This is a genomic window from Cellulosimicrobium sp. So1_17 (genome assembly GCF_055181235.1).
In genome coordinates this window covers 3,529,321-3,553,436 of record NZ_CM143702.1, presented here as the reverse complement: position 1 = coordinate 3,553,436, position 24,116 = coordinate 3,529,321, and the positions used below count along the sequence as shown (strand labels likewise).

General features: G+C 73.9%; 22 protein-coding genes. 16 read left to right on the top strand and 6 right to left on the bottom strand.

The features are described from left to right. Positions 1-2 precede the first annotated feature (2 nt). Positions 3-239, top strand: a complete 237-nt coding sequence (locus ACZCLJ_RS15600; protein ID WP_251149854.1) for a MoaD/ThiS family protein — start codon at positions 3-5, stop codon at positions 237-239. A gap of 35 nt (positions 240-274) precedes the next feature. On the opposite strand, the gene ACZCLJ_RS15595 is transcribed toward ACZCLJ_RS15600, so the two are convergent. Further along, positions 275-790, bottom strand: a complete 516-nt coding sequence (locus ACZCLJ_RS15595) for a MogA/MoaB family molybdenum cofactor biosynthesis protein (RefSeq protein WP_463104406.1) — start codon at positions 788-790, stop codon at positions 275-277. A 129-nt stretch (positions 791-919) separates the two neighbouring features. Between ACZCLJ_RS15595 and ACZCLJ_RS15590 the strand changes: the two genes are divergently transcribed. The 6 genes from ACZCLJ_RS15590 (at position 920) to ACZCLJ_RS15565 (ending at position 10,388) form a co-directional block, all read left to right on the top strand. Further along, positions 920-2,020 (top strand): 3-keto-disaccharide hydrolase, encoded by a 1,101-nt coding sequence (locus tag ACZCLJ_RS15590; RefSeq protein ID WP_463104405.1) that lies wholly within the window; start codon positions 920-922, stop codon positions 2,018-2,020. 114 nt (positions 2,021-2,134) lie between these two features. Then, positions 2,135-6,223, top strand: a complete 4,089-nt coding sequence (locus tag ACZCLJ_RS15585; protein ID WP_463104404.1) for a nitrate reductase subunit alpha — start codon at positions 2,135-2,137, stop codon at positions 6,221-6,223. Between the two features lie 85 nt (positions 6,224-6,308). After that, positions 6,309-8,141 (top strand): nitrate reductase subunit beta, encoded by a 1,833-nt coding sequence (gene narH / locus ACZCLJ_RS15580; RefSeq protein ID WP_463104403.1) that lies wholly within the window; start codon positions 6,309-6,311, stop codon positions 8,139-8,141. Then, complete coding sequence (narJ, locus tag ACZCLJ_RS15575) at positions 8,138-8,941, top strand: nitrate reductase molybdenum cofactor assembly chaperone (RefSeq protein WP_463104402.1); 804 nt, start codon at positions 8,138-8,140, stop codon at positions 8,939-8,941. The genes narH and narJ overlap by 4 nt, the downstream gene beginning before the upstream one ends. Further along, a complete protein-coding gene (narI, locus tag ACZCLJ_RS15570; RefSeq protein ID WP_463104401.1) occupies positions 8,938-9,696 on the top strand; it encodes a respiratory nitrate reductase subunit gamma in 759 nt (252 codons plus the stop codon). The genes narJ and narI overlap by 4 nt, the downstream gene beginning before the upstream one ends. Before the next feature lie 119 nt (positions 9,697-9,815). Next, positions 9,816-10,388 carry a DoxX family protein gene (locus tag ACZCLJ_RS15565; RefSeq protein ID WP_463104400.1) on the top strand — a complete coding sequence of 191 codons (573 nt, stop codon included), beginning with the start codon at positions 9,816-9,818 and terminating at the stop codon, positions 10,386-10,388. A 106-nt stretch (positions 10,389-10,494) separates the two neighbouring features. Here the strand turns inward: ACZCLJ_RS15565 and ACZCLJ_RS15560 are convergent, their stop codons facing one another. Further along, on the bottom strand, positions 10,495-10,989 hold the full coding sequence (locus ACZCLJ_RS15560) for a GNAT family N-acetyltransferase (RefSeq protein WP_463104399.1): 495 nt from the start codon (positions 10,987-10,989) through the stop codon (positions 10,495-10,497). Positions 10,990-11,068: 79 nt separating this feature from the next. After that, positions 11,069-11,647, bottom strand: coding sequence for a dihydrofolate reductase family protein (locus ACZCLJ_RS15555; protein ID WP_463104398.1), 579 nt, complete (start codon positions 11,645-11,647; stop codon positions 11,069-11,071). 73 nt (positions 11,648-11,720) lie between these two features. Between ACZCLJ_RS15555 and ACZCLJ_RS15550 the strand changes: the two genes are divergently transcribed. From ACZCLJ_RS15550 to ACZCLJ_RS15535, 4 genes are all read left to right on the top strand, one after another. After that, positions 11,721-12,293, top strand: coding sequence for a TetR/AcrR family transcriptional regulator (locus ACZCLJ_RS15550; RefSeq protein WP_463104397.1), 573 nt, complete (start codon positions 11,721-11,723; stop codon positions 12,291-12,293). A 287-nt stretch (positions 12,294-12,580) separates the two neighbouring features. Further along, positions 12,581-12,985 carry a TOBE domain-containing protein gene (locus tag ACZCLJ_RS15545; protein WP_463104396.1) on the top strand — a complete coding sequence of 135 codons (405 nt, stop codon included), beginning with the start codon at positions 12,581-12,583 and terminating at the stop codon, positions 12,983-12,985. Then, the gene (modA, locus tag ACZCLJ_RS15540; RefSeq protein ID WP_463104395.1) at positions 12,982-13,767 is read left to right on the top strand and encodes a molybdate ABC transporter substrate-binding protein; all 786 of its coding nucleotides are present in this window, start codon (positions 12,982-12,984) and stop codon (positions 13,765-13,767) included. The genes ACZCLJ_RS15545 and modA overlap by 4 nt, the downstream gene beginning before the upstream one ends. Positions 13,768-13,801: 34 nt before the next feature. Further along, complete coding sequence (locus tag ACZCLJ_RS15535) at positions 13,802-16,000, top strand: ABC transporter permease (RefSeq protein ID WP_463104394.1); 2,199 nt, start codon at positions 13,802-13,804, stop codon at positions 15,998-16,000. A 124-nt stretch (positions 16,001-16,124) separates the two neighbouring features. On the opposite strand, the gene ACZCLJ_RS15530 is transcribed toward ACZCLJ_RS15535, so the two are convergent. Next, the gene (locus tag ACZCLJ_RS15530; protein WP_463104393.1) at positions 16,125-16,832 is read right to left on the bottom strand and encodes a FadR/GntR family transcriptional regulator; all 708 of its coding nucleotides are present in this window, start codon (positions 16,830-16,832) and stop codon (positions 16,125-16,127) included. A 151-nt stretch (positions 16,833-16,983) separates the two neighbouring features. On the opposite strand from ACZCLJ_RS15530, the gene ACZCLJ_RS15525 reads away from it, so the two are divergent. The 5 genes from ACZCLJ_RS15525 (at position 16,984) to ACZCLJ_RS15505 (ending at position 20,927) form a co-directional block, all read left to right on the top strand. Further along, positions 16,984-17,571, top strand: coding sequence for a gluconokinase (locus ACZCLJ_RS15525; RefSeq protein WP_463104392.1), 588 nt, complete (start codon positions 16,984-16,986; stop codon positions 17,569-17,571). Positions 17,572-17,611: 40 nt separating this feature from the next. Beyond that, the gene (locus ACZCLJ_RS15520; protein WP_251149841.1) at positions 17,612-18,994 is read left to right on the top strand and encodes a GntP family permease; all 1,383 of its coding nucleotides are present in this window, start codon (positions 17,612-17,614) and stop codon (positions 18,992-18,994) included. A 63-nt stretch (positions 18,995-19,057) separates the two neighbouring features. Then, a complete protein-coding gene (locus ACZCLJ_RS15515) occupies positions 19,058-19,420 on the top strand; it encodes a PadR family transcriptional regulator (RefSeq protein ID WP_463104391.1) in 363 nt (120 codons plus the stop codon). Continuing rightward, positions 19,417-20,247 (top strand): ATP-binding cassette domain-containing protein, encoded by an 831-nt coding sequence (locus tag ACZCLJ_RS15510; protein WP_463104390.1) that lies wholly within the window; start codon positions 19,417-19,419, stop codon positions 20,245-20,247. The genes ACZCLJ_RS15515 and ACZCLJ_RS15510 overlap by 4 nt, the downstream gene beginning before the upstream one ends. Continuing rightward, positions 20,247-20,927 (top strand): hypothetical protein, encoded by a 681-nt coding sequence (locus ACZCLJ_RS15505; RefSeq protein WP_463104389.1) that lies wholly within the window; start codon positions 20,247-20,249, stop codon positions 20,925-20,927. Before ACZCLJ_RS15510 ends, ACZCLJ_RS15505 begins: the two co-directional genes overlap by 1 nt. A gap of 121 nt (positions 20,928-21,048) precedes the next feature. On the opposite strand, the gene ACZCLJ_RS15500 is transcribed toward ACZCLJ_RS15505, so the two are convergent. Together ACZCLJ_RS15500 and ACZCLJ_RS15495 are read right to left on the bottom strand one after the other, a co-directional pair. Then, positions 21,049-22,722: a hypothetical protein gene (locus tag ACZCLJ_RS15500; protein ID WP_463104388.1), complete on the bottom strand. Its 1,674-nt coding sequence runs from the start codon at positions 22,720-22,722 to the stop codon at positions 21,049-21,051. 80 nt (positions 22,723-22,802) lie between these two features. Then, a complete protein-coding gene (locus tag ACZCLJ_RS15495; protein ID WP_463104387.1) occupies positions 22,803-24,035 on the bottom strand; it encodes a hypothetical protein in 1,233 nt (410 codons plus the stop codon). Positions 24,036-24,116: the final 81 nt, after the last annotated feature.

The window sequence follows — 24,116 nt, the reverse complement described above, 5'->3', positions numbered from 1 at the left end:
CCGTGGCGACCGTCCGGTACTTCGCCGGTGCCCGCGAGGCCGCGGGGGTCGAGTCGGAGACCGTCGTCGCGACGACCGTCGGCGCGCTGCACGCGGCGCTCGTCTCGCGGCACCCGGCCCTGGCCGACGTCCTGCCGCGCTGCTCGCTGCTCGTGGGCGGCGTCCGCGCGTCCGACGACGCCGCACCCGTGAGCGCCGACGAGCTCGTCGACGTCCTGCCACCCTTCGCCGGGGGCTGACGCCCGGAGGTCGGCGCGGACCTGCGACCGCGAGGTCAGTGGTCGCCGCCGCCGAGCTGCGACAGCACGTGCGGCACGATCGTCTCGAGAACGGCCCAGCCGTCGCGCACCCCGCCCGTCGAACCGGGCAGGTTGACGACGAGCACGCGACCGTCCGGTCCCGGGGCGGTCCCGGCGATCCCGCGCGACAGCACCGCGGCGGCCACGTGCGCGGCGCCGCGCCGACGCAGCTCCTCGGCGATGCCGGGGACCTCCTGGTCCACGACCAGGCGCGTCCCCTCGGGCGTCAGGTCGCGCGGCCCGACGCCGGTCCCGCCCGTCGTCAGCACGACGCGCGCCCCGGAGGCGACGGCCCGGGCGACGGCGTCGCGGACCGACGCGGCGCCGTCGGGCACGAGGTCGGTGCCGACGCGGCCGTACCCCGCGTCCGCGAGGAGCCCGACCAGGAGCGGGCCGGACCGGTCCTCGGCCTCGCCGCGCGAGCAGCGGTCGGACACGGTGACGACGACGACGTGGACGTCGACGGAGGGCTGTCGGGGGTGCTCGCTCATGGGGGCACGGTACCGACGCCGGAGCCGGCGCAGCCGTCGCGCGAGACCGCGGGGCACGTGCCTAGGGTGGGTGGAGGGATGACGGCACCGGCGCCGCTCCCTCGTGGCCCGCCGAACGAAGGAGTTCCGATGAGCACCTCCCGGTCCGTGACCTCCCGCCGCGCGCCCCGGTGGGGAGCCGGGCACGCTGCCCGGCTCGCCGGCGGCACCGCGGTCGTCGTGGCGTTCGCCCTCGCGACGCCTGCCTCCGCCGCCCCGGTCGTCACCCCCCAGGCTGCCGACGACGGCTACGAGGTGATCTTCGACGGGACGCAGGAGTCGTTCGACGCGTGGGAGTACGCCGGCGACGGCGGGTTCGACCTGCTCGACGACGGCACGATGCGCAGCCGGGTCGGCGAGGACGGCGGTTTCGGCACGCTCTGGTACCCGGTCCGCCAGTACGGCGACTTCTCCCTGACGCTCGAGTTCCGCGACGACGCCCCGGGCGACCTGCGCGGGAACAGCGGCGTGCAGGTCCGCTTCCCCGCCCTGGACGGGCCCGTCGAAGGCTGCCCGACGACCTTCAACGGGAGCGAGACCGGCAACCTGTCGTGGATCGCGGTGAACTGCGGCCACGAGATCCAGGTGAACGACTCGCCCGAGGGCGGGTCGAACGACCCGCGCAAGACGGGGTCGATCTACGGCTTCGCCGACATCGGGCTCGACCGGGCCATGCCCACGCCCAAGGGGACGTGGAACGAGCTGGAGGTGCGCGTCGTCGGGCAGCACTACACGGTGATCCGCAACGGCGTCGTGATCAACGAGTACGAGAACCTGCCCGGCGTCCCCTTCCCGGGCCGGCCGCTCGACCCGGACTCGAGCAGCCGCGGCCTCGTCGGGTACGTGGGGGTGCAGGCGCACGGCTCCGCTCCGGACGTGGTGTCGTACCGCGACATCCGGGTGCGCGAGCTGCCGCCCGTGACGACGCAGGCCGACGTCCGCTGCCTCGCAGGGACGGCGTACGTCGCCGTCCGTGCGGAGAACGTCGGGGACACCCCGGTCGACGTGACCCTCGCGACGCCCACCGGGGAGCGCACGTTCACGGACGTCGCGCCGCAGCGCAGCGCCTACCAGTCGTTCAGCACCCGGGCGGCGTCGGTCGCGGCGGGCTCCGTGTCCCTCACCGTCGTCGGGGACGACGGCGAACCGGTCGTCGTCGAGACCCCGTTCGCGGCGGCCGACTGCGGCTGACCACCCGTAGGAGCCGGCACGTCGGGGACCGCGCGCTCGCCGCGCGGTCCCCGACGTTCCTCGGCATAGTGGACGACGACCGACCACGCCCACCCTGCTCGCCCAGGAGGCCGCATGTCGCAGTCCACCGTGCCCGACAACGCCGTCGAGGACGCCCTGCTCCGCCTGGGCAAGCACCTGCGCCGCGGCGAGGTGTCCGCCGACCTCCGCCAGGTCTTCCTGCGCGGCGGTCGCGAGGGCGACGTCTTCTACCGGGACCGGTGGTCGCACGACAAGGTCGTGCGCTCGACGCACGGCGTGAACTGCACGGGGTCGTGCTCGTGGAAGGTGTACGTCAAGGACGGCATCATCACGTGGGAGACGCAGCAGACGGACTACCCCTCGGTGGGCCCGGACTCGCCGGAGTACGAGCCACGGGGGTGCCCGCGCGGCGCCGCGTTCTCCTGGTACACCTACTCCCCCACGCGGGTCCGCTACCCGTACGTGCGTGGCGTCCTGCTCGACCTGTACCGGCGGGCGAAGGCGACCGTCGGGGGCGACCCGGTGCTCGCGTGGGAGTTCCTCACGTCCGACCCGGACGCCTCGCGCGCCTACAAGGCGGCGCGCGGCAAGGGCGGGCTCGTGCGCGCGTCGTGGGACGAGGCGGCGGAGATCGTCGCGGCGGCGCACGTGCACACGATCAAGCGGTGGGGCCCCGACCGCGTCGCCGGGTTCTCCCCGATCCCCGCGATGTCGATGGTGTCGCACGGCGTCGGCGCGCGGTTCGTGCAGATGCTCGGCGGCACGATGCTCTCGTTCTACGACTGGTACGCCGACCTCCCGGTCGCGTCGCCCCAGGTCTTCGGTGACCAGACCGACGTCCCGGAGTCCGCCGACTGGTGGAACTCGACCTACTGCATCATGTGGGGCTCGAACGTCCCCGTGACCCGCACGCCCGACGCCCACTTCATGGCCGAGGCGCGCTACCGCGGCCAGAAGGTCGTGGTCGTCTCGCCGGACTACGCGGACAACACGAAGTTCGCCGACGAGTGGCTCGCCCCGCAGCCGGGCACGGACGGCGCCCTCGCCCAGGCCATGGGCCACGTGATCCTCACCGAGCACTACGCCCGACGCCGCACGCCCGAGTTCGCGCAGTACGGCGCCCGCTTCACGGACCTCCCGCACCTCGTGCGCCTCGAGCAGCGCGACGACGGCACGTACCTCCCGGCCAAGTTCCTCACCGCCGCGGACCTGCCCGACCAGATGCTCGCCGCGGCCGCCGCTGCGCCCGCGCCCGACGGCTCCCCGCCCGCGAACGCGGCGTTCAAGACGGTGGTCCTCGACGCCGACGGCACGCCCCGGATCCCGAACGGCTCCCTCGGCCACCGCTACGGCGACGCCGACGCGGGCCGCTGGAACCTCGACCTGGGCGACATCGACCCGCTCCTCTCCGTCGCCGACCCGCACGGCGCCTTCTTCGGCGCCCCGGGCGGCGCCCCGACCCGCGGCTCGACCGACGGCGGTACTACCTCGCCAGACCGCGGTACTACCTCAGCGGACCGCGGTACTACCTCGGCAGCGCACGAAGGCGAGACGGCCGCGGAGGCGGGGACGGGGGCGGCGTCGGAGGCGAAGGGCGTGGCGGGCCTGGCGGGAGCGACGCGAGGGACGAGCGGCGCGGAGGGTAGCCCGAGCCCCGACGCCGCCCCCGCCCCCGCCCCCGCCGGACCCGGCCACAGCGCCCCGGACACCTACGAGACGGTCCAGGTCGCGCTCCCGCGGTTCGACCTCGACCCGACGCCGGGCGACGACGCCTCCGCCCACACGGGCGGCTCCGGCGTCGTCGTGCGCGGTGTGCCGGTGCGCCGCGTCGGGGACCACGTGGTGACGACGGTCCTGGACCTCATGCTCGCGCAGTACGGCGTCGACCGGCCGGAGCTCGGCCTGCCGGGCGAGTGGCCGACGGGCTACGACGACCCCGCGACGCCGGGCACGCCGGCGTGGCAGGAGCAGTTCACGGGGGTGCCCGCGCCGGCCGCGGAGCGCATCGGCCGGGAGTTCGCGCAGAACGCGCTCGACTCGGGCGGGCGCTCGATGATCATCATGGGCGCGGGCGCGAACCACTGGTTCCACTCGGACACGATCTACCGCGCGATGCTGGCGCTGACGACGCTCACGGGCTGCCAGGGCGTGAACGGCGGCGGCTGGGCGCACTACGTGGGGCAGGAGAAGTGCCGCCCGGTCACGGGCTGGGCGCAGTACGCGGGCGGGCTGGACTGGGTGCGCCCGCCGCGGCAGATGATCGGGACGGCGTTCTGGTACCTCGCGACGGACCAGTGGCGCTACGACGGGCTGCCGGCGGACGCCCTGGCGTCGCCGCTCGCGCAGGGGCAGTTCGCCGGGCGCACGACGGCCGACACGCTCGTCGAGTCGGCGCAGCGCGGGTGGATGCCGAGCTACCCGACGTTCGACCGCAACCCGCTCGACCTGGTGGACGAGGCGCGCGCGGCGGGCAAGGAGCCCGCGCAGCACGTCGTCGACGAGCTGAGGTCGGGGAACCTGCGGTTCGCGTGCGAGGACCCGGACGCGTCGGAGAACTTCCCGCGCGTCGTGACGGTGTGGCGCGCGAACATCCTCGGGTCGTCGGGCAAGGGCAACGAGTACTTCCTCAAGCACCTGCTGGGCACGGACGCGGCGGTGAACGCGTCGGAGTCGGGGCCCGACCGGCGGCCGCAGACCATGACGTGGCGCGACGAGGCGCCTCAGGGCAAGCTCGACCTGCTCGTGACGATGGACTTCCGCATGACGTCGACGACGCTGTTCAGCGACGTCGTGCTGCCGGCCGCGACCTGGTACGAGAAGCACGACCTGTCGTCGACGGACATGCACCCGTTCGTGCACTCGTTCAACCCGGCGGTCGACCCGCCGTGGCAGACGCGCACGGACTTCGCGACGTTCCACACGATCGCGGCGAAGGTCTCCGAGATGGCGGTGACGCACCTCGGGGTGCGCGAGGACCTCGTCGCCGTGCCGCTGCAGCACGACACCCCCGACGAGATGGCGGTGCCGCACGGCGCGCTCCCCGACTCCGGCGCCCCCATGACGGAGCGTGAGCTCGTGCCGGGCCGCACCATGCCGAAGCTCGTCGTCGTGGAACGCGACTACCCCGCGTTCGCGGCGCGCATGGCGGCGCTCGGACCGCTCACCGACACCGCCGGGATGGCGACGAAGGGCGTCGCGTTCATGCCGGACGAGGAGGTGCGCCGCCTGGGCCGGAGCAACGGCGTCGTCCAGGACGGACCGGCCGCCGGGCGCCCGCGCCTCGACAAGGACACGCACGCGTGCGAGATGATCCTCGCCCTGTCCGGGACGACGAACGGCCGGCTCGCGGTGCAGGGGTTCGAGAACCTCGAGAAGCGCACGGGGAGGCCGCTCGCGGACCTGGCCCGCGAGGAGGAGGGCGTGCGGATCACGTTCCCGGACGTGCAGTCGCGCCCGACGCCGGTCGTCACCTCTCCCGAGTGGTCCGGCTCGGAGCACGGCGGGCGCCGGTACTCGGCGTTCGTCGTCAACGTCGAGCGGCTCAAGCCGTGGCACACGCTCACCGGTCGGCAGCACTTCTACCTCGACCACGACTGGATGATCGAGCTGGGCGAGCACCTGCCGGTGTTCCGGCCGCCGCTCGACATGCACCGCCTGTTCGGCGACTCGCCCGTGGTGGGCGACACGTCGCCGTCGGGCTACCCGGGCTCGGACGGGCACGCCGAGGTCGCGGTCCGGTACCTCACCCCGCACAACAAGTGGTCGATCCACTCGGAGTACCAGGACAACCTCTTCATGCTGTCGCTGTCGCGCGGCGGGCCGAACGTGTGGATGAGCCCCGCCGACGCGGCGAAGATCGGCGTCGCGGACAACGAGTGGATCGAGGCGTACAACCGCAACGGCGTCGTCGTGGCACGCGCGGTCGTGAGCCACCGCATGCCCGAGGGCACGGTCTACATGCACCACGCGACCGACCGGACGATCGACGTGCCCCTCGCGGAGACGTCGGGGCTGCGCGGCGGCATCCACAACTCGCTGACGCGGATCCTCCTCAAGCCGACGCACCTCGCGGGCGGGTACGCGCAGCTGTCGTACGCGTTCAACTACCTCGGCCCGACGGGCAACCAGCGGGACGAGATGACGGTGATCCGGCGGCGCTCGCAGGAGGTCCGGTACCAGTGAAGGTCGGTGGAACGGTGACGCGCAGGGCGAGGGACGAGTCCGGAGCGGAACGTGACCGTATCGACCGGCGCGAGGGGGTGACGGCGTGAGAGTCATGGCGCAGATGTCGATGGTCATGAACCTCGACAAGTGCATCGGGTGCCACACGTGCTCGGTGACGTGCAAGCAGGCGTGGACGAACCGCACGGGCGTGGAGTACGTGTGGTTCAACAACGTCGAGACGCGCCCGGGGCTGGGCTACCCGCGGACGTACCAGGACCAGGAGAAGTGGGAGGGCGGCTGGGTCCGCACGAGGAGCGGGAAGCTCAAGCTGCGCGCCGGCGGGCGGCTCAAGAAGCTCGCGACGATCTTCTCGAACCCGAAGCTGCCGTCGATCCACGACTACTACGAGCCGTGGACCTACGAGTACGACATGCTCCTCTCGGCGCCGCAGGGCAAGCACACACCCGTCGCGCGCCCCAAGTCGTTGCTCACGGGCGAGAACATGCAGATCTCGTGGTCGGCGAACTGGGACGACGACCTCGGGGGCTCCACGGCGACCATGCAGCAGGACCCCGTGCTCCAGCACATGAGCGAGCACGTCGCCGAAGAGCTCGAGAAGACGTTCATGTTCTACCTGCCGCGCATCTGCGAGCACTGCCTCAACCCGGCGTGCGTGGCGTCGTGCCCGTCCGGCGCGATGTACAAGCGGGCCGAGGACGGCATCGTGCTCGTCGACCAGGACCAGTGCCGCGGCTGGCGCATGTGCGTGACCGGATGCCCGTACAAGAAGGTCTACTTCAACCACAAGACCGGCAAGGCCGAGAAGTGCACGCTGTGCTACCCGCGGCTCGAGGTGGGGCTGCCGACGGTGTGCTCCGAGACGTGCGTGGGCCGCCTGCGCTACCTCGGTCTCGTGCTCTACGACGCCGACCGCGTCTCGACCGCCGCGGCCGCCGAGGACGAGCACGACCTGCTCGCCGCGCAGCGCTCGATCCTGCTCGACCCGCACGACCCCGAGGTCGTCGCCGCGGCCCGTCGCGAGGGCATCCCCGACGACTGGATCACCGCGGCGCAGGCGTCGCCGATCTGGAAGCTCATCTCCGAGTACGAGGTCGCGCTGCCGCTGCACCCCGAGTACCGCACGCTCCCGATGGTCTGGTACATCCCGCCGCTGTCCCCCGTCGTCGACACCGTCACGGCGTCCGGCAACGACGGCGAGGACGGGCGCACGCTCTTCGCCGCGATCTCGCAGCTGCGCATCCCGCTCGAGTACCTCGCCGGGCTGTTCACCGCGGGCGACACGGCACCTGTGGAGAAGGTGCTGCGACGCCTCGCGGCGATGCGCTCGTCGATGCGCGAGGTCAACCTCGGCAACGCGTTCCCCGAGGAGAACGCGACCGCGGTCGGGATGACGGGACGCGAGGTGCAGGAGATGTACCGGCTCCTGGCGATCGCGAAGTACGAGGAGCGCTACGTCATCCCCACCGCGCACACGGAGATCGCGCGCGAGCTCGACGAGATGGCGTGCTCGCTCGACGTCGACGGCGGCCCGGGCATGGGCGGGTACGGCGGGACGACCATGGGTGGCGGTGGACCGTTCGGGTCGTCCTCCGGGCAGCCGATGCCCGTCGCCGTCGAGAACTTCCACGTGCTCCAGGCCCGCCAGACGGCGGACTCGCCGCACGAGCCGTCGACCACGTCGCGCGTGAACCTGCTCAACTGGGACGGCAGGGGGCGGCCCGCCGGGCTGTTCCCGCCCGAGATGGAGACGGGTCACGCGGCGGCGGTCGGGCAGGGCGGCGGCACCCCGCCCGGTGCGCCCGGCACGCTTCCCGGCGGACGGCAGGACGCGCGCCACGACGCTCCCGGCGGCGTGGAGTCGTCGGGCGAGCCCCCGAGCCCCGGACCCCTGGACACCACGGGCGGTGCGCGATGACTTCGCTCCTCCCGCTGCCCCGCCTGCGCCCAGGGGCCCGACGCCGCGGCGCCGGGACCGCCGACGACGCCGCCCGGGCGGTCGCCCCCGTCCCCACGACGGCGGCCCAGCGCCGGACCGCGCACATGGCCGCCTCGCTCCTGCTCGCCTATCCCGACGACGACGTGCTCGCCGCCGCTGCCGCCGTCCGGCCCGCGCTGCCCGGGCTGCCGGCCCCGGTCGCCGAGCGGCTCGGCGGGTTCTGCGACCTGCTGGACGACGCGGCGTCGGGCACCCGCGGTACGGACGGACCCGGGCCCGGCGGGCTGCGCGAGCTCCAGGCGCTCTACGTCGCGACGTTCGACCTCAAGCGCAAGTGCTCGATGTACCTCTCGTACTACGCCGCCGGGGACACCCGGCGGCGCGGGATCGCGCTCGTCCGGTTCGTCGAGGCGTACCGCGCCGCCGGCTGGGAGCTCGCCGCCCGGACGTCCGCGGGCGGACCGGAGCTGCCGGACTACCTGCCGACCGTGCTCGAGTTCTCGGCCCGCACGACCGGCGACGACGCGACCATCGCCGCCGGGCTCCTGGGCATGCACCGCGACGGGATCGAGGTGCTGCGGGCGGCGCTCGCGGACACGGGAGCGCCGTGGACAGGGGTCGTCGAGGCCGTGTGCCTCACGCTGCCGCCGCTCGACGAGGCGGCCGAGCGCCGCTACGAGGCGCTCGTCACGGCGGGCCCGCCGAGCGAGATGGTCGGGCTCGAGGGGCTCGCGCCGTTCGGGCCGACGGACACGGACGAACGGGGTGGACGGCGATGAGCGGCGTGAGCGCGGGCGAGGTCCTGCTCTGGGTCGTGCTGCCGTACGTGACGTTCGCGGTGCTCGTCGTCGGGTCGATCTGGCGGTACCGCTACGACAAGTTCGGCTGGACCACCCGGTCGAGCGAGCTCTACGAGAAGAGGCTCCTGCGCCTCGGCTCGCCGCTGTTCCACTTCGGGCTGCTGTTCGTCGTGCTGGGCCACCTGCTGGGGCTCGTCGTGCCGAAGGCGTGGACCGAGGCCGTCGGCATCAGCGAGGGGTTCTACCACTTCATCGCGACGTCGATGGGAACGGTCGCGGCCGTCGTCGCCGTCGCGGGACTCCTCATCCTCATCTACCGGCGCCGCACCACCGGCCCCGTGTTCCTCGCGACGACGCGCGTGGACAAGGGGATGTACGTGTTCCTCGGGGCATCCATCCTCTCGGGGGCGTGGGCCACCGTGCAGACCCAGATCCTGGCGGGCGGCCACGGCTACGACTACCGCGAGACGATCTCCCCCTGGTACCGCTCGCTCTGGTACCTCCAGCCGCAGCCCGAGCTGATGGCCGGGGTCCCCGCCGCGTTCCAGGTCCACGTCGTCGCCGCGATGCTCCTGTTCGCCGTCTGGCCGTTCACGCGCCTCGTGCACGCCTTCTCGGCGCCGGTCCCGTACCTGTTCAGGCCCTACGTCGTGTACCGCTCGCGCGACGCGTCGACGACGTCGCGCGAGCCGCGCCCCGGCTGGGACCCGTCCTCCGCGCCGAAGCGGCGGTGACGGCACTCCGCCACCCGCCTGGGTGAAAACGGCGCGAGGACGCCCCACGGGGTCCTGCGCTCCCCTCCTTCCAGAGGCGGCCACACCGGCTGCTCCCACCACCTGGAGGAGGCTTCACCATGTTCCACCCGGCCCCGACACACGCCACCCCGGCCGCCGCACCACGTCCGGTGGTCACCGCCGGTCCCGCCGCTCCGGCCGCCGCCCCGCCGACGCGTCAGCTCGTCGCCACGGTCACCGGGCACGTCGACACCGCCGTCGCCGCGACCGCGCGGTTCCTCACACGCTGGTCGGTGCCGGCGCTGCGCGTCGCGATCGGCCTGGTCTTCCTCGGCTTCGGCGTCCTGAAGTTCGTGCCGGGCGGCAGCCCTGCCGAGACCATCGCCGCGCGCACCGTCGAGACGCTCACGTTCGGGCTCGTCGGCGGCACCGCTGCGGTGCTCTTCACCGCCGTGCTCGAGACGTTCATCGGCCTGTCTCTCGTCACCGGCCGCTTCCTGAAGATCGGCCTGCTCGCGCTCGCCGTCGCCCTGGTCGGCATCCTGTCCCCGCTGCTCCTGTTCTTCGGCGAGCTCTTCGGCGACGGCATGACGCTCATGGGCCAGTACGTCCTCAAGGACGCCGTGCTCGTCGCAGGCGCCTCCGTGGTCGCGGCCGTCGCCCTCGGTGCACGCCTGAAGCTCGAGGCATGACCGCACCGCACGCCGACAGCACCACCACCGCCGAGAAGTGGGTTTCCGGCCCGGGATCAGCAGAGCTCGGGGCGGGAACCCACTTCTCGGCGGTGGTGGCCGTCGGTCAGCGGAGCTGGAGGCCCAGGGTCATGAACACGCTGTTCGGGTCGTCGGTGTAGTCGGCGAACGGCGGGGACCCGACGAACCCGTGCCGCGCGTAGAGACGACGCGCCGGAGCGAAGTAGTCCTCCGCCCCGGTCTCCAGGCTCACCCGATCCATCCCGCGGCGTCGTGCCTCGTCGAGCAGGAACACCAGCACCGTCGTCGCGACCCCTCGCCCGCGCGCGGCCGCCGTCGTGCGCATCGACTTGAGCTCCCCGAGCCCGCCCGCGTGCTCCTTGAGCGCGCCGCAGCCGAGCAGCGCTCCCTCGCTCGAGCGCGCCGTGACGAACGTGATCTCCGGGACCCGCAGCCGCTCGACGTCGAGCGCGTGCACGCTCTCCGGCGGCGACGTCGCGAACATGTCGTCGAGGTGCTCCTGCAGCAGCGCGAGGACGTCGGTCGCCGACGGGTCCTCGACGGCGACGCGCACGTCGCCCCGGGTGGTCGTGTCGTTCACGGGACGAGGGTGCCACACCCCCCGATCGTGGAGCAGCCGCGCCCTCAGGCCTCAGGTCCTCCCCCGACGGGTGCGGACCTCACGACCGGGCGTACTCCGCGAGCGTCACGCCGGACCCGAAGGTCTGCGTGGCGGTGTTCTCCCACCGCTGCGGCGCGTAGTCCCGCGCGCCGAAGAGCGGTATCCCCCCACCGAGAAGGACGGGGTTGATCTTCAGCGCGAGCCGGTCGATCTCGTCGGCGAGCACCGCGGCGAGAACGCCCCCGCCGCACAGCCAGATCCCCTTGCCGTCCTCCTGCTTGAGCGCGCGGACGGTCTCCACCGGGTCCGAGTCCGTGACGTGCACCCCCTCGCTCCCGGCAGGTGCCTCGTGCGTGCGGGAGAAGACGATCTGCCGCAGGTGCTCGTACGGGTTCGGCAGGTGGTGGTCGGGAAGGCCGACGGCGTAGGTGTTCCATCCCATGAGAACGGTGTCGAACGGGCCGTCGTCGACCGGGAGGCCGACCGCCTCGGCCAGCCGCGTCGGCGCGGTGCCGCGGTACCGCGCCCAGATCGGTCCCATGTGGTCGCCCTCGGCGAGGAAGGCGTCGAACTCACCGCCCGGACCGGCGATGTACCCGTCGAGGCTGACGGCGGCGTAATAGGTCACTTCTCGCATCAGAGACTCCAATAACTACAGGTGCAGTGGTTGGAGACTACAACAGGTGCAGTGGTCGGGCTATCGTCGGCGCATGGCGAAGAACACGGCACGACGCAGCGCACTGGCGGACGCGGGGATCGCCGTGCTCGCACGCGAGGGGTCGCGCGGCCTGACGCATCGAGCGATCGACGACGAGGCCGGGGTTCCCACGGGAACGACGTCGAACTACTTCAGGAGCCGTGACGCGCTCGTCGCCGGGCTGTTCGAGCGCATCGGGGCCCGGCTCGCGCCGACACCGGAGGACCTGGCCCGGCGAGCAGCACAGCAGCCCAGTCGCGCGCTGTTCGCCGACTACCTCCGCGACATCGTGCGGCGGCTGTCCGCCGACCCCGACGTCACCCGAGCCCTGTTCGAGCTGCGGCTCGCCTCCGGGCGCCGGCCGGAGCTCGCCGCCGTGCTCGGGCCGTGGCTGCGCACGGGGTTCGAGGCCGACGTCGAGTTCAACCGGTCGGCGGGCCTGCCCGGCGGGCGCAGGGAGATCGCCCTGTTCCACTACGCGATCGACGGGCTCCTCTTCGACCGGTTGACGACACCGGTCGACCCGGAGATCCCGGTCGACGACGTGATCGACGCACTCGTGGCAGGCCTGCTTCCGGCGCGGTGAGGTCGCGAGCCGACGGCGACGGCGCGTCCCGGCCGGATCGCCAGGGCGAGAGGGTGGAGGAGCGGACGCAGCGGCGTCGTGCACGACCGGGACCGCGGCGAGACGACGGCCGAGCGGGCGGTGCGGCGTCGGATGCGAAGGGCGTAGAGGCCGCGCTCCTCAGACGGACGGCCGACCGCACGAGGTGACGGCGCGGACAGCCCGAGCACCGGCGGCGCACCGTCCGCGAACCGACCGCTGCCCAAGAGTCCGCAACAACCCGCACATGCGGATCTATGATCGTTCTCATGCCGCACTTTCGGATCAGTCAGGCCGCGAGTCTTCTCGGCGTGAGCGACGACACCGTCCGCCGGTGGGTCGACGCCGGGGACCTCGCCGCGAGCGCCGACGACGCCGGGCGCAAGGTGGTCGACGGCGCGGAGCTCGCACGGTTCGCCGTCGCCCAGTCGCACCCGACGCCGGACCCGTCGGGCGTCGCGCGCTCGGCGCGCAACCGGTTCGTGGGCATCGTGACGGGCGTCGTGAGCGACCAGGTCATGTCGCAGGTCGAGATGCTGTGCGGCGGGCAGCGCGTCGTGTCGCTCATGAGCACGGAGGCCGTCCGGGAGCTGCGGCTCGAGCCCGGGAGTCTCGCCGTCGCGGTGGTCAAGGCGACGACCGTCATCGTCGAGACCCCTGGTGGCGCCGCGTGAGCGCAGCCGCCCGGGGCACGGCCGCACTGGGCTCGCTCGCGCTCGCGGTGGGCCTCACGGCGTGCGGCGCGGACGCGGAGGCCGGGGCACCGCAGGAGCGCACGCTCACCGTGCTCGCGGCGGCGTCGCTGCGTGACGTGTTCACCGACCTCGCGACGGACTTCGAGGCGGAGCACGACGGCGTGACGGTGACGCTCTCGTTCGCGGGATCGTCGGACCTGGGTGACCAGATCCTCGCGGGTGCGCCTGCGGACGTCCTCGCGTCCGCCGACGAGCGGTCCATGGACCGTGTCGTCGAGGCCGGCGACGCGGACGACCCGGTCGCGTTCGCGACGAACACGCTGACGGTCGTCACGCCTCCGGGCAACCCGGCGGGCGTCGGGTCGTTCGCCGACCTCGCCCGCGACGACGTCAAGGTCGTCGTGTGCGCGCCCGAGGTGCCGTGCGGGAGCGCGACGGAGACGGTCGCCGACGCCGCGGGCGTGACGATCCACCGCGTGAGCGAGGAGGCGAGCGTCACCGACGTGCTCGGCAAGGTCACGGCGGGCGAGGCAGACGCCGGGCTCGTCTACGTCACGGACGCGGCGCTCGCGGGGAACGACGTCGAGGTCGTCGACGTGCCCGAGACCGACGCGGCGCTCAACACGTACCCGATCGCCGTGGTCGCGGCCGCGACCGACGCCGGGGCGGAGCAGCGGGAGCTCGCGCAGGCGTGGGTGGACCTCGTGACCGGCGAGACCGGCCGGGCCGCGCTCGCCGAGGCGGGCTTCGGCACGCCGTGACGACCACGAGGCGCGCCGTGCCAGGAACCGGCTGATGCGCACGCTCCCCCGCTGGCTGCTCGTCCCGGCGGTGCTCGGCGCGCTGTTCGTCGTCGTGCCGCTCGGGGCGATGCTCGCCCGTGTCGACCTCGCGCCGGGTGCGGACGGGACGGGGGGCCTCTGGTCGCTCGTCACGTCGCCGACCGCGGTCGACGCGCTCTGGCTGTCGCTGCGGACGTCGCTCGCCGCCACGGCGTGCTGCGTCGTCGTCGGCACGCCGATGGCGCTCGTCCTCGCGCGCACGACGTTCCCCGGGCAGCGGGTCGCGCGCGCGCTGGTCCTGCTCCCGCTCGTGCTACCGCCCGTGGTCGGCGGCATCGCGCTGCTCTCCACGTTCGGGCGGCGTGGCCTGATCGGGCAGCACCTCGAGGTGCTCGGGATCGAGATCGCGTTCACGACGACGGCGGTCGTGCTGGCCCAGACGTTCGTCGCGCTCCCGTTCCTCGTCCTCAGCCTCGAGGGCGCGCTGCGCACCCAGGACACCCGGTTCGAGGACGTCGCCGCGACGCTCGGCGCACGCCCGACGACCGTGCTGCGCCGGGTCACGCTCCCCCGCGTGCTGCCCGCGCTGCTGTCCGGCTCCGTCCTCGCGTTCGCGCGGGCCCTCGGCGAGTTCGGCGCGACGATCACGTTCGCGGGCGCGCTCCAGGGCGTGACGCAGACGCTGCCGCTCGAGATCTACCTCCAGCGCAGCGCCGACCCCGACGCCGCGGTCGCGCTGTCGTTCGTGCTCGTCGTCGTCGCGGTGGTGATCACCGCCGGGGTCCACGGTCCGCGCGTGCTCGACGGCGCGGGTGCCGGCCGCTCAGGTCCGGGGCCGAGGCGGGGACGCGCGCCCGACCTACCTTCCGCGCCGCTCGTTCCTCGCGACGCTCCCGCCAGACCCGCCACGGTCGGGCGCGCGTCCCCACCCCGACCCCTCGTCGGTCGCCGGGCCTCGGCGCGTGTCGGGCGACGGGCCCCGGCGGATGTCGCCGAGGCGGTCATGGGTGCGGCGGAGCCGGCCGCCTCGCTCTCCGTCCGGGCCGTCGTGCCGGGGCGAGGGCTCGACGTCGACCTCACGATCGCTCCCGGAGAGGTCGTCGCCGTGCTCGGCGAGAACGGCTCGGGCAAGTCGACGCTGCTCCAGGCGGTCGCCGGGCTGCTGCCCCCCGCGGAGGCCCGGTCCGCGCGCGTCACGGTCGACGGCGCCGACGTCACGCGCGAGCCGCCGCGCGGCCGACGCGTCGCGTGGCTCAGCCAGCGCCCGCTCCTGTTCGAGCACCTCTCGGTCGTCGGCAACGTCGCGTTCGGCCCGAGGGCTCGCGGTGCCGGACGAGGGGCGGCCGGGGCCACCGCGCTCGACGTCCTCGCAAGGGTCGGCGTCGACGACCTCGCGGGACGCCGCGCGACCGAGCTGTCCGGCGGCCAGGCGCAGCGGGTCTCGATCGCCCGCGCCCTCGCGACGGACCCGCGCGTCCTCCTGCTGGACGAGCCGCTCGCGTCGCTCGACGTCGGGGTCGCGCAGCGCGTGCGCTCGGTGCTGCACGACGCGCAGCGCGACCGGCCGCGCACGACGCTGCTCGTCACCCACGACCTGCTGGACGTGCTGCTCCTGGCGGACCGCGCCGTCGTGCTCGAGGACGGCCGCGTCGTCGAGGACGGCCCGGCCGCCGAGGTGCTGACGCGTCCGCGGTCCCGGTTCGCGGCGAGGCTCGCGGGCGTCAACCTGCTCGCCGGAGTGGTCTCGGACGTCACCGAACCTGTGCCGGTCTCGACGCGGTCCGCCCTCAGTACCGTCGAGGCCGTCGAGGCCGTCGAAGCCGTCGAGCACGAGGCGGCGCTGTCGGTCGGCGGCACCGAGACCGGGGTGCTGGGGACGGCGGGCGAGCCGCTCGCCGTCGGCTCCGCGGCCGTGGCCGTCTTCGAGCCGCGGACGGTCGCGGTCCACCGCGCGACGCCGGAGGGCAGCCCGCGCAACGCGTGGCGCGTGGTCGTCACGAGCGTCGAGCCGCACGGCCCGCTGCTGCGCGCGTGGGGCCGGGTCGAGCGGGACGACCTCCGGCCGGGCGAGCGGTCCGCCGTCGTGCGCGACGACGCCCCGCGCCTCGCCGCCGACCTCACCCCGCGCGCGGTGGCGGAGCTGCGCCTCGCGCCCGGCGAGAGCGTCTGGTTCGTCGTCAAGGCGGCGGAGGTCCGGATCCACGCGCGCTGACGGGACCGCCTGCCGGGAACGCCCATCCCCCTCGGGCCCCTCGCCGTTCCCGGGTGAGCGTCGGCCGATCCGGGGTTGCGCGCCGCGGATCCGCCCGGGTGGACACGACCCCGGGTTCGGAGGGTCAGCGTGACGAGGACGGCGAGACGCCGCCGAGCGCGCTGCGCACCTCGCCGACCAGCGCCGCCATCGCCGCCTCGGCCCGCTCCGCGTCGCCCTCCGCGACGGCGTGCGCGACGGCCTCGTGCTGGTCGAGCGCCTCGGGGACGGGCGACGCGGGCATGAGCCCGAGGTGCGTCCGGCCGGAGAGCACGGCGGCGACGACGTCCGCGAGCGCCCCGAACATCTCGTTGCCGCTCGATCGGAGCAGGAGCTCGTGCATGCGCACGTCGAGCGCGAGGAACTCCTCGAGGTCTCCCGCCTCGCCGAGCATCCGCATGCGCGCGGCGGTCGCGACGAGCTCGTCGCGGACCTCCTGCGTCGCGTTCCGTGCGGCGCCCGCCGCGGCGAGCGGCTCGACGGCGTGGCGCAGCTCGGTGAGCGTGCGGAGCTGCGCGTCACGACCGGGACCCTCGAGCCGCCAGCGGATGACGCGCGGGTCGAGCACGTTCCAGGCGTCCATGCCGAGCACGACGATGCCCACGCGCCGCCCGGAGCGGACGAGGCCGAGCCCTTCGAGGAGGCGCATGACCTCGCGGGCGACGGTGCGCGAGACGCCGAACTCTGTCCCGATCGCGTCGAGCGTGAGGGGCGTGCCGGCGGCGACGTCGCCGCTGGTGATGCGACGCCCGAGAGAGTCGAGCACGGTGGTGTGCAGGACCGTCGTCGCCATGACGTCGAGCCTAGTGGTGACCATTGGTGTGATCAATCACTTGCCAATGGTGTGATCAATGATGCATCCTCGAACGCACGGCGCGACGGCCGCGCCGCGACACCGACGTCGACGGTCGACGTCGGTCCGAACGGACCGGACAGGAATCCGCATGGACAGCACGGAACGCGAAGACGCTCCCGGCACGCCGGCGCAGGCGCCCGGCTCCACCGCACCAGCACCCGAGCACCTCGTCGTCATGGGCGTGGCCGGCTCGGGCAAGACCACGGTCGCGACGCTCCTCGGCGACCACCTCGGCATCACCTACGCCGAGGCCGACCAATTCCACCCGCAGGCCAACATCGACAAGATGAGCGCGGGCACCCCGCTCACCGACGAGGACCGCTGGCCGTGGCTCGAGGCGATCCGCGACTGGCTGAGCAGCGAGGCCGACGCCGGCCGGTCCGGCGTCGTGACGTGCTCCGCGCTCAGGCGCTCGTACCGCGACCTGCTGCGCACCGCGCGCGGCCAGGTGTGCTTCGTGCACCTCGACGGGTCGCCCGAGCTCCTGGCCGATCGCATGCAGCACCGGAGCGGGCACTTCATGCCGACGTCGCTCCTGCCGTCACAGCTCGCCACGCTCGAGCCCCTGACCGACGACGAGCGGGGCTTCCGGCTCGACATCGCCGCGCCGCCCGAGCAGCTCGTGGAGGAGATCCTCGCGCGAGCGCACCTGCGCGGCACCGCCGAGGCCCGCTGACCTACCTGACCGCATCCCCACGACGTCGACGGAGACACCCATGCCCCCCGAGGACTGGACCCAGACCCTGACCGCGGGCCCGCTGCTCGCGATCGCCGCGGGCGCCATCGCGCTCCTGCTGTTCCTCATCATCAAGCTCAAGCTCCACGCGTTCCTCGCCCTGATCGTCGTCAGCCTGCTCACCGCGCTCGTCGCCGGCATCCCCACGGGGTCCGTCATCGAGGTGCTCACGGCAGGGTTCGGCACGACGCTCGCCACCGTCGCCCTGCTCGTCGGGCTCGGCGCGATGCTCGGCCGGCTCGTCGAGACGAGCGGCGGCGCCCAGGTGATGGCCGACTTCCTCATCGACAAGTTCGGCGAGAAGCGCGCACCGTTCGCGCTCGGGCTCGCGTCCCTCATCTTCGGGTTCCCGATCTTCTTCGACGCCGGCCTCGTCGTGATGCTGCCGATCGTCTTCTCGGTCGGGCGCAAGCTCGGCGGGTCGCTCCTGCTCTACGGCCTCCCCGTCGCGGGTGCCTTCTCGGTCATGCACATCTACGTGCCGCCGCACCCCGGCCCCGTCGCCGCGACCGAGTTCCTCGGCGCGAACATCGGCATCGTCATCCTGCTCGGCCTCGTCGTCGCGATCCCCACGTGGTACGTCACGAGCTACCTGTTCGGCCGCTACGTCGGGAAGCGCATCGACCTCCCGATCCCCGCGATCCTCGGCAAGGCCGACGAGGACCAGCTCGAGAACCCGCCGAAGTTCGGCACGGTCATCACGATCCTCCTGCTGCCGCTCATCCTGATCTTCGCCAACACAGGCCTCGACGCGCTGGGGGCCGCGGGCGCCGTCGACCGCGAGAACCCCGGCGTGCTCGCCCTGCGGGCCATCGGCGCGACGCCCGTCGCGCTGCTCATCACCGTGCTCGTCGCGGCCTGGGTCCTCGGCAAGCGCCGCGGCGTGACCGGGACGGCGCTGGAGAAGACCCTCGACTCCGCGCTCGGGCCGGTCTGCTCCGTCATCCTCATCACGGGCGCGGGCGGCATGTTCGGTGGCGTGCTGCGCGCCACCGGCATCGGCGACGCGCTCGCGGAGGTGCTCAGCGACCTCGGCCTCCCCGTGATCGTCGCCGGGTTCCTCATCGCCGCGATCCTGCGTGTGGCGCAGGGGTCGGCGACCGTCGCGCTGACGACGGCGGCCGGCCTCATCGCCCCGGCGGTCGAGGCGGGATCCTTCAACCCGGTCGAGCTCGCCGCGATCGTCGTCTCGGTCGCCGCCGGGTCGGTGGTGCTCAGCCACGTGAACGACTCCGGGTTCTGGCTCGTCGGCCGCTTCTTCGACATGGACGTCAAGACGACGCTGAAGACCTGGACCGTCATGGAGACGGCCATCGGCGTGATGGGCTTCGCGATCGCCGCCCTGGTGTTCGTCGTCGCCTGACGAGACCCGACCGACCGCGGTGGGTAGGTGGACTGACTACCGGTAGGAAGTTAATCTACCTATGTGACTCGTACCGTGCGGCAGCAGTGGCTCCACGGGCTTCTCGACGCGTGCCTCCTGTCCCTGCTCGACGAGAGCAGGGACTACGGACGAGGGCTCGTCGAGAGGCTCGTGCAGGCCGGGTTCGACGAGGTCCCGGGCGGGACGCTGTACCCGGCGCTCCTGCGCCTGGAGACGCAGGGCCTCGTGCGCACCGAGAAGGAGCCGTCCACCTCCGGTCCACCGCGGAAGTACTACGAGCTCACCGACGACGGCCGCGCGGCCGTCCGAGAGCGCCGGGTGGCGTGGCGCCAGTTCCGCACCGCTGTGGACGCCGTCGTGAAGCCCTCGGAGACCGCGACCGCCCGGGACGGCGCGACGCCATGACGACGGCCGAGGAGTGGGCGAGACAGCTTCGCGGTCGCCTGACCGACCTGGGGATCGGCGTCACCCAGGCCGACGAGCTCGCCGCGGACGCCCTGTCCGAGTCCCGGGCCGCCGACGTCGAGCCGGCCGCGATGTACGGGCCCGCCGTCGCCTACGCGGGGACGCTGGCACAGGCCGCACGGTCCGGCGCCGCCGCCGCGGCGCCGCTGCCGCGCGTGCTCGGCCCGGTCGTCCTCCGGCTGCTGGGCGTGTCCAAGCGCTACCGGCGGCGACACGTCCTGCGCGACGTCGACCTCACCCTCCGGGCAGGCGAGGTGGCCGCGGTCGTGGGCGCCAACGGCTCCGGGAAGTCGACGCTGCTCAACATCTGCGCCGGGTCGACCAGGCCCTCGTCCGGGACGGTCGAGCGCACCGAGCGGATCGGGTACGCGCCCCAGCAGAACGGCGTCGCCCCTCTGCTGACACCCTCGGAGCACTTCCGGCTCTTCGGAGCAGCCCACCGGATGACCGCCCGGAAGTCGGTGGCGCTCGGCGACCACCTCGCCGCCCAGCTCGGGTGGCGGGCGCGTACGGACGGCGTCGTCGCGCAGCTGTCGGGTGGGACGCAGCAGAAGCTCAACGTCGTGCTCGGCGAGATCGGCCGGCCCGACCTGATCCTGCTGGACGAGCCATACCAAGGGTTCGACCAGGACTCGTACCTCGACTTCTGGGACCAGCTGTTCCGCTGGCGGGACGCCGGTGCCGGCGTCCTCGTCGTGACGCACCTCCTGCACGACCTCGACCGGGTCGACCACGTGCTCGAGCTGGCCCCGGTGGAGGAGACGTGATGCTGCTGACCGTCGCGACGACGAGCCTGCGCGAGATGAGCAGGCGACGCGTCGCGCTGCTGCTCGTCCTCCTGCTCCCGCTGGTCTTCTACCTGGTCCGCCTCGACGTGCACTGGCAGGCGATCCGGTTCCTCGCCCTCGGGATCGGCTGGGCGGTCGCGACGCTGTCGCTGTTCAGCCACGTCGGCTCGCGCCACCTCGACCGGCGGCTCAGCGTCGTGGGCGCACGGCCCACCGCCCTGTTCTTCGGCCGACAGCTCGCGCTGCTCGCCGTCGGGCTGGTCATGGCGGGTGTCTACTTCGGTCTCGTCGCGCTCACCCAGCCCGACCTGCCGCGGCTGGGCGGCATCGCGCTGCTCCTGGTCACCACGGTGTGCGTCGCCGCGCCCCTGGGCGCGCTCGTGAGCCTGGTCATCACGCGCGAGCTCGAGGGAGCGCTCGCGCTGCTCTCGATCATGTCGCTCCAGCTCCTGGTCGATCCTTCCGGTTCCCTCGCCTGGCTCCTCCCGCTGTGGTCCACCCGCGAGCTGTCCGGCTATGCCATCGACGGCAGCACCGGGACCGACTCCCTCACCGCAGGTCTGGCCCACTTCGCCCTCACGGCCACGCTGTGCGTGCTCGTCGCGTGGGTCGTGAGCATCGCGCGACTCCGCCCCGCCGAGATCCGGCCTCCCTCGTGAGGGCGAGGCCGGGCCGAGGTGACGCCCGGGGCGGTCACGTCGCCCCCCGCCCACGTCCTGCGCGACCGCGCCACGGAGACCGCCCGGGCGCGAGGCCCGGGCGGTCCCGTGATCGGTGAGGTCAGCCCCGCTCGGTGAACACCGGGGCGTACGCGTCGGGGTCCGCGAGCCACGGCTTGCGGCGCAGGCGTCGCATGACCAGCCCGACGAGCGTGAGCCCGCCGGCCATCAGCAGCAGGCCGAGGTCGTCACCGGCGCCCGTCGTCGCGAGAGCCGTCGGCCCCGACGCGGCGACCACCGGACCCGCCGTGCCGACCCCACCGGTCGTCACGGCACCGCTCCCCGAGCCGGTCGGGTACTGCACCCGGATCACCGTGCCGTCCGAGCCGCCCGGGGTCGTCGGGTCGGTCGGGTCCGTCGGGTCCACCGGGTCGGTCGGGTCCGTCGGGTCCGTCGGGTCCGTGGGGTCCGTGGGGTCCGTCGGGTCCGTCGGGTCCGTCGGGTCCGTCGGGTCCGTCGGGACGACGGCGGCCGGGCAGGCGAGGCTCGCGTCGCCCAGGAGCCCCACGCCGATGCAGGAGACGTCCACCGGGACCGTCACCGGCAGGTCGACGTCGAGGTCGGGCAGCCCGTCGACCAGACCGCCGTCACCGACGACACCGTCCAGCAGACCGCCGTCACCGGCGATCCCGTCCAGCAGACCGCCGGTGTCCCCGCCGCCGACCAGGTCGTCGCCCAGCAGGTCCTCGACCAGACCACCGTCACCGAGGACGCCGTCGAGGACACCGTCACCGTCACCGTTCCCGAGGAGGTCGTCCACGAGGCCGCCCGCGCCGAGAAGGTCGTCGAGCAGACCGCCGTCGTCGCCCGTGGCGCCGTCGCCGCCCGTCCCCGGACCCGAGCCCGAACCGGAACCGGATCCGACGACGGCGTCGCCGACCACGCCGATCGCCACGTCGGACACGTCCACCGGGATCGTGACCGGTGCGTCGACGTCCACGTCGGACGAGCTGTCGTCGGTGGTCGCGCCGCCGGGTGCCGGGGTCTCGCCCGCGGCGCCCTCCGCCGGGGAGGTCACCACCGCGTCGCCCAGGACGCCCACCGCGACGCCCGACACGTCCACCGGCACGGTCACCGGCGCGTCGACGTCGACGGTCCCCGCCTCACCCTGCGCGGGCGGCGACGCGGGCGCGCTCGCTCCTCCGCCCGTCGTGGGCTGCGTCACGGTCGCGTCGCCGAGGACACCCACCGCGACACCGGACACGTCGACCGGGACGGTCACCGGTACGTCGACGTCCACGTCGGGAGCTGCTGCGGCCGGTTCCGCCGGTGCGTCCTGCGACGGGGCGGGAGCCGAAGCCGGGGGCTCCGGTGCGGGCTCCACCGCGGCGTCGCCGAGGACGCCCACGGCGACGCCGGAGACGTCCACCGGGACGGTCACCGGCACGTCCACGGCGACGTCCGCGGGCTCGACCACCGGTGCGGGGGCCGCTTCGGGTGCCGGTGCGGGGGCCGCCTCGGGCGTCGGGGCGGGGGCCTCGGCCGGGGCGACGCTCGCGTCGCCGACCACCCCCACCGCGACGTCGGACACAGAGATCGGCACGTCCACGGGGACGTCGACCGAGACGTCGGGCAGGACGTCCACGACGTCGCTCAGCGGAGCGTCGACCGAGACGTCGATCCCGAGATCGCCGAGGAGGTCGCCCTCGGCAGCGTGGGCCGCTCCGGCCCCGACGGCCAGCAGGCCGCCTGTGACGAGCGCTGTGCGCAGCGCACGCCTGACGAAGATGTGCATGATGTGCTCTTTCCTGGTCTGAGGTGGTGGCGCTCGGTGCGCCGGGTCGCGTGCCGTGCTCGGGGCACGGCGCGACCGCCTCAGGCAGGAGAGACCGGGACCTCGAAGAAGGTCGACGGGTGCGCGGACCGCGCGTCGTCGACGACGACGGTCCAGGTGTCGGGGGCCGCCAGGGCCGCGTGGGCGCCGAGCGCCGCGTCGGCGCCGCCGCCGGCCGTGCGCGGGGTCACGCTGCCCGACGGCGCGGGCGCGGTGCCGAGGGTCCCGTCCGCAGGGCCGTGGTGCCCGCCGTCGGTCCCGGACGCGCCGGCCGGCGTCGCGACCGTGGCCTCCGGGAAGCCCTCGCCGGCGACGTCCTGCGTCACGGACGTACCCGGCGCGCCGAGGGCGCCCGACCCGCGGCCCCCGGCCGACGACGACGCGGGCGCGCCGCTCAAGGGTCCGGCGACGGCGGCTGTCACCGGCGCCGCAGGGCCGTCGGAGGCGCCCGGCTGGTGGGAGGTCGAGCCTCCCGGCGGCGCAGGCATGCCGGGTGTCCCGGGGCCGGTGCCACCGGGTCCCGGCACCTGAGGCAGCAGCGGCGCCAGAGGTTCGACCGGCACGAGAGGCCCGGTGATGGGGCCGAGGACCGGGTCGGTGATCGGCGCGAGCTCGTCGGTCACCGGCGCGAGCAGGTCGAGGACCGGCGTGGTCACGGGCGCCAGCGGCGCGCTCGCCGCGAGCACCGGGTCGAGGACCGGCGCGACGGCACCGACCACGGGGGTGACGACGTCGGTCACGGTGTCGAGGGCCGGCGTGGTGACCGGCTCGACCGCGTCGACGACCGGGCGGACGACGGGAGCGACGGGATCCGTCACCGCCTCGACGACCGGGGCGACGGGCTCCACCACCTGCTCCACCACGGGAGCGACCGGCTCGGCCACGGCGTCGACGACGGGGGCGACGGGCTCCACCACCTGCTCCACCACGGGAGCCACGGGCTGAGCGACCGCCTCGAGCACCGGGGCGACGGGTGCGGTGACCGGCGCCACGACGTCGCGCACCACGGGCTCGACGACGTGCTGCACGACCGGTGCGGCGACCGGCTCCACCACGTGCTCGACCACCGGCTCGACGACGGTCTGCACCGTCGACGTGACGGGGTCGAGGAGGGCGCCGAGGCCCAGCGGGTCACGCTCGGCGGCGCTCGCACCACCGGCGGTCGCGACGGCCAGGCCGAGCCCGAGGCCCGCACCACCGAGGGTCAGCAGGCCGCGCAGCGCCCAGCGGCGGACGCCGGAGCGTCTGCGCTGCTGTCCCTGCGTCTCGTCCACGACCGTCCCCTGTGTCGATCCCCCATGGCCGGCCCGTCGCAGGACCGGTCCGGGCCACGGTAGGCAGAGAGCCGCCGGTCA

Bases quoted from the DNA above. Each gene is read 5' to 3' on its own strand.
- ACZCLJ_RS15595 (WP_463104406.1), bottom strand. From the start codon at position 790: ATGAGCGAGCACCCCCGACAGCCCTCCGTCGACGTCCACGTCGTCGTC.
- ACZCLJ_RS15590 (WP_463104405.1), top strand. From the start codon at position 920: ATGAGCACCTCCCGGTCCGTGACCTCCCGCCGCGCGCCCCGGTGGGGA.
- ACZCLJ_RS15585 (WP_463104404.1), top strand. From the start codon at position 2,135: ATGTCGCAGTCCACCGTGCCCGACAACGCCGTCGAGGACGCCCTGCTC.
- narJ (WP_463104402.1), top strand. From the start codon at position 8,138: ATGACTTCGCTCCTCCCGCTGCCCCGCCTGCGCCCAGGGGCCCGACGC.
- narI (WP_463104401.1), top strand. From the start codon at position 8,938: ATGAGCGGCGTGAGCGCGGGCGAGGTCCTGCTCTGGGTCGTGCTGCCG.
- ACZCLJ_RS15565 (WP_463104400.1), top strand. From the start codon at position 9,816: ATGTTCCACCCGGCCCCGACACACGCCACCCCGGCCGCCGCACCACGT.
- ACZCLJ_RS15555 (WP_463104398.1), bottom strand. From the start codon at position 11,647: ATGCGAGAAGTGACCTATTACGCCGCCGTCAGCCTCGACGGGTACATC.
- ACZCLJ_RS15550 (WP_463104397.1), top strand. From the start codon at position 11,721: ATGGCGAAGAACACGGCACGACGCAGCGCACTGGCGGACGCGGGGATC.
- ACZCLJ_RS15545 (WP_463104396.1), top strand. From the start codon at position 12,581: ATGCCGCACTTTCGGATCAGTCAGGCCGCGAGTCTTCTCGGCGTGAGC.
- ACZCLJ_RS15535 (WP_463104394.1), top strand. From the start codon at position 13,802: ATGCGCACGCTCCCCCGCTGGCTGCTCGTCCCGGCGGTGCTCGGCGCG.
- ACZCLJ_RS15530 (WP_463104393.1), bottom strand. From the start codon at position 16,832: ATGGCGACGACGGTCCTGCACACCACCGTGCTCGACTCTCTCGGGCGT.
- ACZCLJ_RS15525 (WP_463104392.1), top strand. From the start codon at position 16,984: ATGGACAGCACGGAACGCGAAGACGCTCCCGGCACGCCGGCGCAGGCG.
- ACZCLJ_RS15520 (WP_251149841.1), top strand. From the start codon at position 17,612: ATGCCCCCCGAGGACTGGACCCAGACCCTGACCGCGGGCCCGCTGCTC.
- ACZCLJ_RS15510 (WP_463104390.1), top strand. From the start codon at position 19,417: ATGACGACGGCCGAGGAGTGGGCGAGACAGCTTCGCGGTCGCCTGACC.
- ACZCLJ_RS15505 (WP_463104389.1), top strand. From the start codon at position 20,247: ATGCTGCTGACCGTCGCGACGACGAGCCTGCGCGAGATGAGCAGGCGA.
- ACZCLJ_RS15500 (WP_463104388.1), bottom strand. From the start codon at position 22,722: ATGCACATCTTCGTCAGGCGTGCGCTGCGCACAGCGCTCGTCACAGGC.